This is a genomic window from Hamadaea sp., from assembly GCF_013362815.1.
Classification (GTDB): Bacteria; Actinomycetota; Actinomycetes; order Mycobacteriales; family Micromonosporaceae; genus Hamadaea.
Map to the genome: position 1 here is coordinate 70,152 of NZ_JABFVK010000001.1, position 13,793 is coordinate 83,944.

At 67.6% G+C, this 13,793-nt stretch carries 14 protein-coding genes and 1 tRNA gene; 10 read left to right on the top strand and 5 right to left on the bottom strand.

The window, feature by feature from the left end; genetic code table 11:
* Positions 1–57 precede the first annotated feature (57 nt).
* Entirely contained in the window at positions 58–942 is an 885-nt protein-coding gene (locus tag HOV77_RS00365) for a phytoene/squalene synthase family protein (RefSeq protein ID WP_290855774.1), read from the top strand.
* Here the strand turns inward: HOV77_RS00365 and HOV77_RS00370 are convergent.
* Positions 923–1,477, bottom strand: a complete 555-nt coding sequence (locus tag HOV77_RS00370; RefSeq protein WP_290855776.1) for an NAD(P)H-dependent oxidoreductase — start codon at positions 1,475–1,477, stop codon at positions 923–925. The genes HOV77_RS00365 and HOV77_RS00370 overlap by 20 nt on opposite strands.
* An 82-nt stretch (positions 1,478–1,559) precedes the next feature.
* Here HOV77_RS00370 and HOV77_RS00375 point away from each other — a divergent pair, with 82 nt between their 5' ends.
* The gene (locus HOV77_RS00375) at positions 1,560–2,360 is read left to right on the top strand and encodes an isocitrate lyase/phosphoenolpyruvate mutase family protein (protein ID WP_290855778.1); all 801 of its coding nucleotides are present in this window, start codon (positions 1,560–1,562) and stop codon (positions 2,358–2,360) included.
* A 119-nt stretch (positions 2,361–2,479) separates the two neighbouring features.
* Complete coding sequence (locus tag HOV77_RS00380) at positions 2,480–2,665, top strand: DUF397 domain-containing protein (protein ID WP_290855781.1); 186 nt, start codon at positions 2,480–2,482, stop codon at positions 2,663–2,665.
* 332 nt (positions 2,666–2,997) lie between these two features.
* Here the strand turns inward: HOV77_RS00380 and HOV77_RS00385 are convergent, their stop codons facing one another.
* Positions 2,998–3,633: an NYN domain-containing protein gene (locus HOV77_RS00385; RefSeq protein WP_290856133.1), complete on the bottom strand. Its 636-nt coding sequence runs from the start codon at positions 3,631–3,633 to the stop codon at positions 2,998–3,000.
* A 365-nt stretch (positions 3,634–3,998) separates the two neighbouring features.
* Between HOV77_RS00385 and HOV77_RS00390 the strand changes: the two genes are divergently transcribed.
* Positions 3,999–5,210: a helix-turn-helix transcriptional regulator gene (locus HOV77_RS00390; protein WP_290855783.1), complete on the top strand. Its 1,212-nt coding sequence runs from the start codon at positions 3,999–4,001 to the stop codon at positions 5,208–5,210.
* 122 nt (positions 5,211–5,332) lie between these two features.
* Complete coding sequence (locus HOV77_RS00395) at positions 5,333–5,548, top strand: hypothetical protein (protein WP_290855786.1); 216 nt, start codon at positions 5,333–5,335, stop codon at positions 5,546–5,548.
* Between the two features lie 92 nt (positions 5,549–5,640).
* Here HOV77_RS00395 and HOV77_RS00400 read toward each other — a convergent pair.
* A tRNA-Lys gene (locus tag HOV77_RS00400) sits at positions 5,641–5,712 on the bottom strand.
* 90 nt (positions 5,713–5,802) lie between these two features.
* Entirely contained in the window at positions 5,803–6,387 is a 585-nt protein-coding gene (locus HOV77_RS00405; protein WP_290855788.1) for a hypothetical protein, read from the bottom strand.
* A 204-nt stretch (positions 6,388–6,591) separates the two neighbouring features.
* On the opposite strand from HOV77_RS00405, the gene HOV77_RS00410 reads away from it, so the two are divergent.
* The 4 genes from HOV77_RS00410 to HOV77_RS00425 all read left to right on the top strand — a co-directional run bounded on the left by HOV77_RS00410 (position 6,592) and on the right by HOV77_RS00425 (position 10,000).
* Positions 6,592–7,767, top strand: a complete 1,176-nt coding sequence (locus tag HOV77_RS00410) for a cytochrome P450 (protein WP_290855791.1) — start codon at positions 6,592–6,594, stop codon at positions 7,765–7,767.
* Between the two features lie 129 nt (positions 7,768–7,896).
* Positions 7,897–8,100 carry a hypothetical protein gene (locus HOV77_RS00415; RefSeq protein ID WP_290855794.1) on the top strand — a complete coding sequence of 68 codons (204 nt, stop codon included), beginning with the start codon at positions 7,897–7,899 and terminating at the stop codon, positions 8,098–8,100.
* Positions 8,101–8,251: 151 nt separating this feature from the next.
* Positions 8,252–9,322 carry an alpha/beta hydrolase gene (locus tag HOV77_RS00420; protein WP_290855795.1) on the top strand — a complete coding sequence of 357 codons (1,071 nt, stop codon included), beginning with the start codon at positions 8,252–8,254 and terminating at the stop codon, positions 9,320–9,322.
* Positions 9,323–9,448: 126 nt separating this feature from the next.
* Complete coding sequence (locus tag HOV77_RS00425; protein ID WP_290855797.1) at positions 9,449–10,000, top strand: hypothetical protein; 552 nt, start codon at positions 9,449–9,451, stop codon at positions 9,998–10,000.
* Between the two features lie 126 nt (positions 10,001–10,126).
* Here the strand turns inward: HOV77_RS00425 and HOV77_RS00430 are convergent, their stop codons facing one another.
* Positions 10,127–12,199, bottom strand: a complete 2,073-nt coding sequence (locus tag HOV77_RS00430; protein ID WP_290856135.1) for a S9 family peptidase — start codon at positions 12,197–12,199, stop codon at positions 10,127–10,129.
* A gap of 183 nt (positions 12,200–12,382) precedes the next feature.
* On the opposite strand from HOV77_RS00430, the gene HOV77_RS00435 reads away from it, so the two are divergent.
* The gene (locus HOV77_RS00435; RefSeq protein ID WP_290855799.1) at positions 12,383–13,558 is read left to right on the top strand and encodes an FAD-binding oxidoreductase; all 1,176 of its coding nucleotides are present in this window, start codon (positions 12,383–12,385) and stop codon (positions 13,556–13,558) included.
* The last annotated feature ends 235 nt before the right edge of the window (positions 13,559–13,793 follow it).

Sequence of the window (13,793 nt, forward strand, 5' to 3'; positions counted from 1 at the left end):
ACCGGCAGGCCCCGTACCCTAGCGTTCTGGTGATTATCCGACAGAGCTGGGAGACGGGTGAACGAGCAGGTCGCGGCGGCGTACCAGCGATGCCGGGAACTGCATCGCCGCCACGGTCGCAGCTATTACCTGGCGACTCGGCTCCTGCCCGCCGCGTCCAGGCGTCATGTGCACGCGCTCTACGGCTTTACGCGTACCGCTGACGACATGGTCGACACACCAGGCCGGAACGAACCCGCGCAGGCCCTGACCCACCTGGCCGATCGCCTGCACGCGGGACTCGCGGACCCGGCGGCGGTGGCCGGCGACCCGATCTTGCCCGCGGTCGTGCGGACCGTGCGTGAGCTGGACCTCGACGTCGCCGACCTGGACCGGTTTCTCGCGAGCATGGCGATGGATCTCACAGTTGCGCGCTACGAAACCTACGACGACCTGCTTGTCTACATGGATGGATCGGCCGCCGTGATCGGCACCATGCTGCTGCCGATCCTCGCCCCAGCCGATCGCGACGCCGCCCGCGAGCCCGCCCGCCAGCTCGGCCTCGCCTTCCAGCTCACCAACTTCATCCGGGACATCGCCGAGGACCTGGGTCGCGGCCGCGTTTATCTCCCGCAGGCGGACCTGCGCGAATGCGGCGTCCGCGTCGAAGATCTTCAGGCGGCCACGGTGGGACGCGGGCTGCGCGCGGCCGGTCCGGCCATCGGGCCCATCCGCTCTCTCATCGGGTACGCCATGAGCCGAGCCCGGATTCACTATGCGGCAGCGCAGCCAGGCATCGACCTGCTGCCCCCGGCGTCGGCCCGATGCGTGCGGGTGGCCCACCGGGTCTACGGCGCGATCCTCGACGAGATCGAGGCGCGGGGCCGGGACGTCTTCGCCGAGCGCGTCGTCGTCTCGCCGGTACGCCGCATCCGGCTGGCGCTCACCGCCGCACTGCGCTGACCAGCTCCAAGAACCCGTCGATTGTGCGTACCAACCGCTTGGCCTGATTCTCGTCGGCCAGCCGGCCGTCCACCGTGAACGCCTCGTCGGCCTGAGCGACCGAGACCATCTCGGGGAACATCCGCGCGCCGAGGTGCTCCAGCGGCACGCGTAGCGCCCACAGTCCGCGGTTACCGCCGGTGAGCCGCGGCGAGGCGCTCAGCAGCAGCCCGTGATGGCCCCAGAACGGCTGCGGTTTGAGCCGCGAAACCCAGTCGACGAGGTTCTTCAACGTGCCCGGGACGCTGGCGTTGTATTCCGGGCTCACCAGGACGAACGCGTCCACCGCCTGCAATCTCTCGGCGAACCGCCGGGCACCCTCCGGTACGCCGTCCGCAACTTCGACTCCGGCGTCGTACCCGGGCACGAGGAATTCGGCGTACCGGGCGAGATCGACTTCGACCGCGCGGTCCCGGAGCATCGCCGCAGCCAACTCGGCCAGCGTGACGTTGAACGAGCCGGGACGCAGCGAAGCACCCATCACCAGTACGCGCACGACTTGATCCTGTCATCCCGGCTTTGATTCAGGTACGACCGAATCAATACCGGCGTCGACGACCCACTGCCACGCTGAATGCATGAATCACGCCGAGCTGTTCCGCTCCCTGCACGTCCCTGGCCGTCCCCTCGTCCTGGCCAACGCCTGGGACGCGGCGAGCGCCGCCGTCGTCGCCGCGGCCGGTGCGCCCGCCGTCGCCACCACCAGCGCCGGGGTCGCCTGGAGCCTCGGTACGCCCGACGGCGACAAGCTCGGGCGTACGCAGGCCGTCGAGCTGATCGCCCGGGTCGTCCGGGCGGTCGGCGTACCGGTGAGCGCCGACATCGAGGCCGGCTTCGGGGCCACCCCGGACGAGGTCGCCGAGACGGTCCGCGCAGTCATCGCGGCCGGTGCCGTCGGCGTCAATATCGAGGACAACTCCCATGGCGGGCCCGAAGTTCTCCGTCCCATCGCCGAGCAGGCCGACCGTCTCACGGCAGTACGCACCGCCGCCGCCGACTCGGGCCTGTTCGTCAACGCCCGGATCGACACCTACTTGGCCGGAGTGGGCGGACTGGCCGAGACGGTCGAGCGGGCCAATGCGTACGTGGCGGCCGGGGCGGACGGCGTCTTCGTACCGGGCGTCACCGACCCGGCGACGATCAAGGAGCTGGTGGCGGCCATCCCGGCTCCGGTGAACGTCCTCGTCGGACCGGGTTCCCCGACCGTTGCCGAGTTGGCCGAGCTCGGCGTCGCCCGGGCAAGCCTCGGCTCCGCCATCGCACAAGCGGCGTACGCCGTCGCCCGCCGGGCGGCGGAAGAGGCGTACATCCATGGCACGTATGCCTCCCTCGCTGACGCTGTCGACTATGGAACCCTGAACGACCTGCTACGCCGTTGACCGCGGCACCGGGTGCGCGGAGGATCGGCTCGGCCCTGTCGCACCACAGTGGAGCCTCCGCTGTGATATGACAAACCGGACATCCGCACCGGATCTCCATCTCACCCAGGGAGCCCTAATTGCTCACCGAGCAGTGGCACACCAGCACGCGTAGCAACGACACCAACTGCGTCGAAGTCCGCGCCCGGCGCGGCCAGGTAGAAGTCCGCGACTCGAAGGACCGCGAAGGCGAATCGCTGGTGTTCACGTCGACCGCGTGGGACTCGTTCGTCGACGGCGTGAAGGCCGGCGAGTTCGACTCCTGAGTACGCCGACGGCCCCCATCCTCGCCGGGATGGGGGCCGTTCCATGCCGCTAGGGCTTCGTCGCCTCAGCGATCACCGCAGATTCGACCCTGTTGACCTCATCCGGTTTGCAAACTGCTGGAGCACATCGGCGGATGCGAACGCCGTGACGGACTGGGTCAACTCCTGCGTCCTGATCCCGGCGTTACCGTTCAGTCGGAGTACGTCAAGAGGCATACGCCGGCTTCGCAGCAGACCGCCCGCAAGCCTGCCGCCCTGGGAAATGACCTGCCGCACGTGAGTGCCTTGCACGACAACCGCGCCCCGGCCATCCACCAGACAGAGGTACCGCGTCAGCTCCATTTCGCGGGGCGGCTGTACTTGCGGCCAGTGGAGCCGTTGACCGCGGGTGGCAGCTGAGCGCCGCTCAGTGCCGATTCGCGGATGTAGAACACGCCAGCACCCCGGATGGCTCGGGCTCGGGGCTGGTTCGACGGCGGCAGGGCGACGTACACCGGGCGGCTTGGCGCAATGCGCTGAAGGGATCGGACGGCCGGCAGCATGTCGGAGTCGGCACTGATCAGCAGTGAGATGTCGCCGATGCCGAGAGCAGCGTCCTCGACCATGGCCACGCCGAGGGCAACGTCGGTCTCCTTTTCCTCATACGTCTGGTACGTCGTGGGGCAGGCGCAAAGGAATTCCTTGCGGCAGACCTTGCACCGGCCGATAGTCTTGATCTTGAAGCGGCCCACGCGCACATCCACCAGCGCGCCGTTGTGAGTGCTGAGAGCGTCGAGATAGGTCGTCTGGTTCGCGGCTGCGGCTGGCTCGCCTTTGACGATGGCCGTGAAGTAGCGCACGACCTGTACTTGATCGTTGGGCCGCAATTGACGCACCAATTCAACGACGTCGAGCCACATATACTTGCGCCGGTACGCCGACTTCATGCCGTAGTACAGATTGAAACCATCGATGTACGCCGTCACCATGGCCAACTCGAACTCACCCCTTCGGTCCGTGCGCCGAGTCGCGCATGGGCGGTTGGCTCGGGTCGTGTATGCCGTGCTTTCACTGGTGCCTGCGGCCGGGAGCGTGTATCGTGTCCCGTAGACAACGGCGAGAGATACGCCGAGGACGGCCCCGCAAGGGGCCGTTTTTTTGTGCTGGCCCGTCCGTGCCGCCTCGGGACCGGCTACCCGAGTTACCGCTCCACTGACCGCTTGACGGGATCTTCCTCAAGGCGTGACGAGCTGTTTCCGAAACCCACCCACCCTGTTCGGTTTCGGGGTCCTGCTTGCCGTCTATCATGAGTGAGGGTTGTTGTGTTCGTCAAGCGGATGCTAGCGTTTCCGATATGGAAACGCCTCGGAGTCTCGTAGCCGCGAACATTGCCGCGCTGCGCCGCCAGCAGGGACTCGGGGTTCGTGGCTTGTCTGAGCGGCTGAAACAGCTCGGACATCGCATCCTGCCCAGCGGTATCACCAAGATTGAAAAGGACGGCCGGGCGGTGTCGGCGGATGACCTCGTCGCCCTCGCGCTCGCTCTCCAGGTAACCCCTAACCGCCTCCTTCTGCCCGTGAAGCAACTCGAGGACCAGATCGCCCTGACGCCCGAGGTTCATACCACCGCCGCGCAAGCCTGGGAATGGGTCCTGGCTCGGAAGAGCCTCGAGGTCGTCCTTCCTCGCTTCGCCGGTGAAACACACGCCGCCGAGCATGACTTCTTCCAGGCGTCCCTCCCGGCCGCAGAGGCGTGGCGGCGGCGGCAGTCCGCCGTCCAGGTCGCCGATGCGGTTGGCAAGTACATCGGCCGACTCGTGGAGAATCTCGCCCGCCTGCACGAAGCTCAGCAAGACGACGTCGGGGATGAAGCCGTCCGGACCCGAGACGAGCTCTTGCTCGCCATAAACTTGTTGCCACGACTGTTGGCAGAGCTTCAAGATCAAGTCGAGCAGGCGATCTCCGCATCTGCGCTCTCTGATGAACCCGAGTACGGCAAAGCGGTGTTCGCCTCCCTCGCCGTCCATGAGCAAGCACTCGGACGGCTACTCGCTGCCAGGCAGCACTCTTACCTAGCTCGCGAGTCGGCCGCCACTTACGAACAGTCGCATTACGAAAAACTTTCGCGCAGTGCGCAGCTCCGTACCGAGTACATAAACCTCACGAGGAGCGGTGACGTCGAAGGTGCAGAACAGGTAGCACGGGCGCTCGCCGAAGCCGATCGCGACGTTGAGGCGACCGAGGCGGGCAGGCTGGTCGCTTCCGAGCAGATCGCCCGAGCAGACCAAGCCTTCGAGCGAGCGCAGACGGAGCTATACCAGACCCGTCGCATCATGCTTATCCGCAGCATCCTCCCTCCGCACCTACCCCCAGACCTGCGGTACATCGACGAACTGAACCTCTCCGACGAACGCGACGACCAACCCACCATTCTGACTCGCTTCGCGAAACTGAGTGCGCGCCTGGCCGAGACACAACGCCGCCAAAACATCGTGCCCGGGCTGTCCCCCTTCGCTCGGGTCGCACACCGGCTCGCCGGCCTTGACAAACCGGAACGCATCGACTAGATCTGCCTGCTGGATTGATCGGTTCTGGTCGTGTGTCGAGGTCATTGACGAGGCGACCCACGAGGCGCTCTGCAACCTTGGCGAGAGCCTGGGTCGAGCCTGGCTGCGGCACACTGTTCAGCATGGCGCAGCGCGAGTTTCCGACCGTCAAGCATTTCGGGCAGGCCAACCCTGCTGGCCCTGGACAGGGCGATGTCCCCGCGCTCCTTCGCCGCTTGGCCGACGCGATCGAGGCGCTCGGCCCCGTCGAGATCCAGGACGTCGCCCTCCGGTCCGAGGTCACAACGGAGGGGGATTGGTGGTCGGCGATCGTCTACTTCCACGACGACGCAAGCTGATCGGCCGGACGGGCTGCTGTGCACTTCGCTGCTGTACGAGAGCCCGATCAGCTGGACCAGGCCCCAGAGCACCGGCCACCAGCTGGGAAGAGTGGGGCATGTAGGACTCGAACCTACAACCTACGGATTAAAAGTCCGCAGCTCTGCCATTGAGCTAATGCCCCAATGCACGTGCGCTCACGCACATGCTGTCCCCAGGTTAGCGGATCGTTCAGCGCAGGTCGTCCGGGTATCAGTCCCCGGGCGGCTCCGGGTCAGTAGCTGCAGCTGACCACCACATCGTCGATCTTGGTGGCGACGAGCGTACCGGCGGTGCTGCCGACGGTGAATCGCAGGAACACGTCGGTCTGCGTAGCGCGCCACGGCCCGACGGCAAAGCTCTGCCAGTCTGGCGACTGGCCCGGTCCAGTGACGTGATAGAGAGCGATGTATGTCCAGGTGGCCGGGTCGATGACCTCGATGGCGACGACGGGCGAGGCGGTGACCCGGGCCAGCCAGAATTTCACCGCGCAACTGGGCTGGTGCACCTCGGCCGGCGTGAGGTGGACGCTACGGCCGACCGATGACCAGCCGGTGGAGAACTGATCGATGTAGCCGTACCAGTTGCCCGAGTGCGCCAGCTCGGGGTGGTTGGAGAAAGAGCCATAGTGGTCGCCTTCGCCGTCGAAGCTCCACCGGTACACCGGACTGCCCTCGAAGCCGTCAGACAACTGCCAGATGGAGGCGTGGGCGGGGGAGGCGTTCCCGAGGACCAGGACGGCCGTGAGAGCAGCGGCCAGTAGAGCGAACAACCGCCGCCTGGGTACGCGGACTCCGCGGCCGACGGGGGCAGGTGGCAAGGACGATTCTATGGTGGCCACGGTCGACAGCTCCATTCGTGGACGAGTGTGTTCCCGCAGCGCCGCGACGAACCATGAGGGCAAGACGCCTCAGGGTATCGATGGCGACCGCTGGCTGAAATCGGTCGTTCGTTCGATGTCCATCTCTGTCGCGCTTCCGTCGCTCGACTACCCGCCGAACCGGACAGTGGCTGTAATCAATATATGATCGCAGCTGCTGAAAGCGCGTTCGCGCAGCGTTACTCGTCACCCGTCGGGCTGGGACGCGCCCTCGCGTCGCTCGGGCGAGAACAGCCGGTGGTCTTCGACGAACTCATGAACGCGCCGGTGGTGTTGCGCCACCGGGACGTCGCCGCCGCGCTGCGCGACACCGCCACGTTCAGCACCCAGTTCTACGGCACGGGTCCGATGAACGGGGCGATGATCACGCTCGACGGCGCACCGCACCACCGGCTGCGACGCATCCACAACCGCTTCTTCAGCGCCAGCGCGAGCGCCAAGTACGCCGACGCCGTCGCGCCGATCGCTCAGCGCACTTTCGGGCCGGTCGCGGCGAAGGCCGAGGTCGAACTGATCGGGGAGTGCATCGCTCGCTATCCGATGGAGGTCTTCCTCACCTTGCTGGGCATTCCGGACGAGCTCGGCGATCAGGGTCTGGCGTGGGTGCGCGCCATCGTCACGTGGCTCGGCTCGCCGATGGACCAAGCCGCGGCCGAGCCGGGACTTCAGGCGTACGCGCAGCTGAGCGACTACACGTCCGGGCTGGTGCAACGAGAGCGGCATACGGGCGGCGACAACCTGCTGAGCGAGATCATCAACGGGTTCGAGTCGGAGGACGCTTACACCACGGAAGCCGTCACGGCGTCGGTGGTAAGCCTGCTGCTCGGCGGCTTTGAAACCACGATTCAGATGATGTCGGCGACGCTCTGTTCACTGCTGCTGAACCCGGATGCGCTGGCTCGGGTGCGGGCCGATCACAGCCTGGTCGAGGCCGCGATCGACGAGGCGTTCCGGTGGGCCAATCCCTCGGCGGGTCTCTACCGGCTGGTGACCCGGGACACCGGGATCGCCGGGACCGGCCTGGCCGCCGGGAGCTTGGTGTACCTGGGCATCGCCGGAGCCCACTACGACGAACGGGCCTACCCGGACCCGGAGACGTTCCACTTGGACCGGCGCGGCGGCGCGCACCTGGGTTTCGGGCTGGGCCCGCACTATTGCGTCGGGGCCCCGCTAGCCCGCATCGAAGTCACCGCGGCCCTCACCGCGCTGCTCGACGCCTGCCCCGGCCTGCGACTGGACTCCGATACGCCACTCAGCTTCTATTACGGCGCGAGGGACTTCGTGCAGCACGGCACCGATGCTCTGCCTGTGCTGACGTGACCGCGATGCCGACCGGGCGCTGACCATCGCCAGGTGGGTTATGCAATCGACGCTCGTAGGCAAGATCGCTTTATCCGCTGGAGTCCGGTGACCGCAGCCATCACCGACATGTCCGTTATGCTGACCGGCGTGCATTTGACCTTCATCCGCAAGACCGCACATTCGAACGACAACAACTGTCCTTCCCTGTACAAGACCGACCGCGACACCTACATCGTCCAGGGCTGGCGGGTCACCGACCCGGAAACCCTGCGGCAGTTGGACATCCCGGGCCACGAGACCGTGGTCGAAGTGCCCAGCGACGTCCTCGCCGAGATCGCCCGCTCGATCTGACCGCTGTCGCCGACGCGCCGCCCTCGCCGGGGCGGCGCGTTTTGCGTTTCCAGCCGTCGTCCAAAAAGGTGGAACAGACGTCTTGCACAGCTGTCTAAGACGACTGTACAGTGATCCGCGTACCCCTCAAGGACCTCGGGAAGGAACCGAAATGATCGAGACCGTCGCCGCCACCGCCGCCACCGTCGTCGCGCTGCCCGTCGCGGGCGCGCTGGGTTATCGGGCGGTACGCCGCTCGGCGACCGCGAAGCAGCTGGCCATCACCACTCCGAACGGCATCGCCGAGCAGCACTACGTGAGCGTCGGCGGGGTCGAGCAGTGGGTGCAGATCCGCGGCGAGGACCGGGCTAACCCGGTGCTGTTCGTGCTGCACGGCGGCCCCGGTTCGCCGTACGCGGTCTTCACGCCGCTGATCCGGTCCTGGGAGAAGCACTTCACCGTGGTCCAGTGGGACCGCCGCGGCGTGGGCAAGACCCGCGCCCGCAGCGGTGCCGCCGATCCGGCTGTCAACACGTTCGCCCAGCTGACCGCCGATGCCGTCGAGGTCGTCGAGTTCGTCCGCCGGCACTTGGGGCAGGAGAAAGTCGTCCTGCTCGCCGGATCGATGGGCACCCTGCTCGGCCTGCCGCTGGCCCGGCAGCGGCCCGACCTGTTCTCCGCGTTGGTCTGCACCGACATGTACGCCGACATGTACCGCAACGAGCAGGAGGGTTACCGGCTGGCCCTGCAACGCGTACGCGCGGCGGGGAACACCAAGGCGGTCACCGCGCTGGAGAAGATCGGCGACGACCCGAACCGGTGGGACATGCGCGCCTGGCAGGTGAAGATGGACGTGACCATGAAGTCGGACCCGGTCACCCCGAACGCCGTGGCGAAGCTGCTGTTCCCGCTCGCGATGACCTCGCCGCTGTACTCGCTCACAGACGTGAAGCACTTGCTGGCCGGCTTCATCGACACGCAGAAGCAGATGCACGACGAGGTGATGCGCTACGACGCGTACGCCGGTGGCACTCGCTTCGAGATGCCGTGTTTCCTGCTGCAGGGCGACTCGGACGTGCTGACCCTGACCCGACCGGCCGTCGAGTTCTTCGAGCGGATGGACGCGCCGGTCAAGCAGGTGGCCCTGATCGAGGGCGCCAGCCACTTCGCCGCCTTCACCCAGCCCGAACGGTTCCTGGCGCAGCTGCTCGCCCACGTTCGTCCGATGGTGACGGTCAGCTGATCATCCGATCCTCCGTTCGGCCATCTTGCGCCCGGGTCCCGCGTGTCGCGTACGCGGGAACGGGCGCGAGGCCGTAGGGTGCGCACCGCTCTGCCACACCCCTCTTAGCTGGGAGCGCAAACCGATATGAGTGACGGATACGTCCCTCGCGTCAACGTGATCAGCCGGCTCGGCGCCGGCGTCATCGGGGGCGTGCTCGGCGGCGTGGTGCTCGCCGCCGTCCTTTTCTTCCTCGACGAGTTGCAGGCCTACGGCCGTCTCGTGGGGCAGGAGTCGACTCAGAACGACTTCGTGGTCGCCCTGTTCGTCTGCGGGTTCGCCGGCGCGGTCTTCGGAATCTTCATCGGACGGTTCGTCACGGGTCAGCTGATCCCAGCTGCCGGTGTGGGGCTCGTCTTCGGCACCGTCTGGTACCTCGTCCTGCAGCTCATCGTGCTCCAGATCCGCGGCGGATCGCTGCTGGACATGGGCAAGAACGGGCTGATCGTGCTCGGGGCGTACGTCATCTTCGGTGCGGCGACCGCCATCATGTACTCCGAGTTCGGCCCCCGGCGGCAGTACCGCCGCTACCGTCGGCGGACCGGCGACTACGAGCTGGAGTACGTGCCGCGGTTCCGCCGTAGCGGTTCCCGCAGCAGCTCGCGCCGCCGTCGCCGGCGCCGGGACGACGACGACTGACCCGAGCGCGCCCCAACGAGATCAGGGATGTGGGTGGAATCTTGCCGCAAGATTCGACCCACATCCCTGATCCAGCGCGACAGGCGCATCCCTGATCCAGCGCAACAGGCGGCTGCTGCTGAAGGGCTAACTGGAGCCGACGAGGGTGAGAACCCACGCCACGATGAAGGCCTCTTCCTTCCAGGCGTCATACCGCCCGGACGGGCCGCCGTGCCCCGCCCCCATCTCGGTCTTGAGCAGGTAGTCGCCGTCCGGTGCGGTCACGCGCAGGCGGGCGATCCACTTCGCCGGCTCGTGGTAGAGGACGCGGGTGTCGTTGAGCCCGCCCATCGCGAGGATCGCCGGATAGTGCTGCGCCCGGACGTTCTCGTACGGCGAATAGCTCTTCATGTACGCGTACACCTCGGGGGACTCCAGCGGGTTGCCCCACTCCTCCCACTCGGTGACGGTGAGCGGCAGGTCCGGCCGCAGGATCGTGTTCAGCGCGTCGACGAACGGCACCTGCGCGACGATCCCGGCGAACAGCTCGGGCGCGAGGTTGGCGACCGCCCCGACGAGCAGGCCACCGGCCGATCCACCGCGGGCCACCGTCCGATCCGGACTGGTCCAGCCGCTCTTCTGGAGATGCCGGGCCGCCGCCGCGAAGTCGGTGAAGGTGTTCTTCTTCGCGGTGAGCTTGCCCTCCTCGTACCAACGCCGGCCGAGTTCGCCGCCGCCCCGGATGTGCGCGACCGCGAAGACGACACCGCGGTCCACGAGGGACAGTCGCGGGATCGAGAACCAGGGGTCCATGCTCGTCTCGTACGAGCCGTAGCCGTAGAGCACGCAGGGCGCCGAACCGTCGCGCGGCGTACCGGCGCGGCAGACCAGCGAGATCGGCACCCGGGTGCCGTCGTCGGCCACCGCCCACTCGCGGTGCTGCTCGTAGTCGGCCGGGTCGAATCCGCCGAGCACCGGCTTGCGCTTGCGCAGCACCAACTCGTCACCGGTCGGCGCGTCCAGCAGGTAGTCGTAGACCGAGTTCGGCGTGACCAGGGAGGAATATCCCAGCCGGACGGCCCGGGTCAGGTAGTCGGGGTTGTCGCCCAGTCCGACGGTGTAGAGCGGCTCGGGGAACGCGACGTCGAACGCGGCGCCCTCCTTCGGCAGTACCCGCAGCCCGGTCAAACCGTTGCGGCGCAGGGATACCACGATGTGCGTCGCGAACGCGTCGACCGCCTCCAGGCGTACCCCTCGGTTGTGCACGATGAGCGGGGCCCACTGAGCGGGAGCGTCGATCGGCGCCGTCGCGAGCTCGAAGTCCTCCGCGCCCTCGTTGTGGAGCACGAGCAGCCGGTCGCCGTCGGGCTCCACTGTGTACTCCACGCCCTGGACCCGGGCGCGGACCGAGCGGGGCGCGGCCGTGGGGTCGTGGGCCGGGATGAGCCAGGCCTCGCTCGTGACCTTGCTGTGCGCCTCGATGACCAGGAACTCCTCGGAGCGTGACAGCTCCGCGCCGAGCCAGAACCGCTCGTCGGCCTCCTCCAGGACCAGCGCGTCTTCCGCGCGGTCCGTGCCCAGCCGGTGCCGCCACACGCGATTCGGCCGCCAGGCCTCGTCCACGGTGAGGTAGAGCAGCGTCCCGGCGTCCGCGGACCAGGCCACGCCGTAGAACACGTCCTCGAGAACATCACCCAGGTCTTCGCCGGTCACCAGATCCTTGACGCGCAAGGTGAAGCGCTCGTCACCCGTGAAATCCGTCGAGTACGCGAGCAGCCGCCCGCCGGGGGCGACGTCGAGCGCGCCGAGCTGGAAGAACTCGTGTCCTTCCGCCAGCTGGTTGCCGTCGAGCAGCACCTCCTCGCCCGGCAGTGGCTCGCCGTCGCTCTCCGGCGGCGTCGGATCGTCCGAGGTGGCTGCAACCCGGCAGTGGATGCCGTACTGCTTGCCTTCCTCCTGACGCGTGTAGTACCAGTAGCCGCCCTTGCGGACCGGCACCGAGAGGTCGGTCTCCTGGGTCCGGCGCTTGATCTCGGCGAACACCGTCTCCTGGAGCGCCTTCTGACCGGCGGTGCGCTGCTCGGTGTAGGCGTTCTCCGCCTCGAGGTACGCGATGGTGTCCGGGTCTTCCTTGTCCAGCAGCCAGGCGTACTCGTCGACCACCTCGTCGCCGTGGTGCCGGCGGATGTGCGCGGCTCGCTTCGCCACCGGCGGCTTGATCGAGAGAGTAGAGATCTGAGTAGGAGCGTTGGTCACACGGTGAGGTTACCGACCCACTGGCTGTATTGCGCCCGGTCGAGTGAAGGTCTAAAATATCGAACGGTTGTTCTAATGCGGTACCAAATGCGGTAACGAGGGAAAACTCCCCGTTTCGCAGCCATCAGCTCCCAGTGAGGCGGGCAGATGATACCCATTCCGCGTACGCTCGCGGCAGCTCGCGCTCTGGAGGGCACTGTGCCGATCCGGGCTCCGATCGGCACCGGCCGGTGGACCGCCCGTCCGCAGCGCCTCGACGAGGTCGCGACCGTGCTCAGGTTCGCCGCCGAGAAGGGTCGCGAGGTACGCCCTCGGGGCGCCGCGACCAAATCGGCCTGGTTTACCGAGCCCTCTGATGTAGACATAACACTCAGCACCGGCGACCTGAGCGCCTGGCATTACGAGCCGGGCAGCCCGGTCGTGACGGTCGGCGCCGGGGTGCCGCTGCAAGTGGCGCAGATTCGGCTCGCCGCATACGGATTGCGGTTGGCGCTCGATCCCCGGTCACCCGGAGCGACGGTTGGCGGCATTCTGGCCACCGACGAGCTCGGTCCGCTCGCGATGAAATTCGGCCGTCCGAGTGAACAGCTGCGGGGTGCCTGGGGCGTCCGCGCCGGCGGTTCGCTCATCGCGCTCGGCGACCCCGATCCCACCACCGGCCCGGCGCACCCGGAGTCGGCCGAGCGCCACCCGGACCCGGCCGACCGCCGCTGGCTGACGACCGGCGTACTGGTCAGCGCGACGCTGCCGGTGCAGCCGATGCCTCCGGCCAGCCGCTACGTCTCTCACGACGTGGCGTCTCCACTGGAGATCAGCGAGCTCCTCGCCCGGATGGAGGCGTGCTGCTCGGCTCCCACCGCGATCGAACTCGACCTCCCGGCCCGATCACTGTCCCGGATCAGTCACGTCGGCACGCTGACGGTGCTGGTGGAGGGCTCGGTCGCCAGTGCCACCGATCGCGCCGGGGAACTCGCCGACGCGTTCGGGCCCAAGACCGGTTTCCACGACGTCGCCCCCGAGGGCTGGGCGCGCTACCCCTGGCGGGGTGACGACGTCGCCGTCCGGCTGGACGCGCCGGCCGACGCGCTCGCGTCTGTGGCGTACGCCATGCGCGACGCGGCCAACGCACCCCTCGCGTTCCGGGCGAGCCTCGGCACCGGAGTGGGCTACGCCGCCCTGCCCGCCCACCTTCCCGGCGAGGTGATCCGGGCGGTCCTCGAAACGTGCCGCGACGTGCTCATGGGTCGCGGCGGTGAGGTCACCGTGCTGTCCGCCCCGGCCGAACTCCGCCGAATCATCGGCCTGGAGCGCTTGTACGCCTGACCGAGCCCGCCGCGCCGCCCGCCAACCCCCTCGGCTGGGCGGCGCGGCTGTCTGCGCCTCGGGGACACCTCCCGCGTCCGGGATGCCTGCGGATCACGGTTACGCATGCCATTTCCGCCGCGGGAAGCATGCATAACCGTGATCTGCAGCTAACCGGCCAGCGGCCCGGGAGGGGCGTACGCCACAACGCGGGGCGGATGTGAGGTGCGCGCGGCGGCAGTGCGAGAATAGGCGC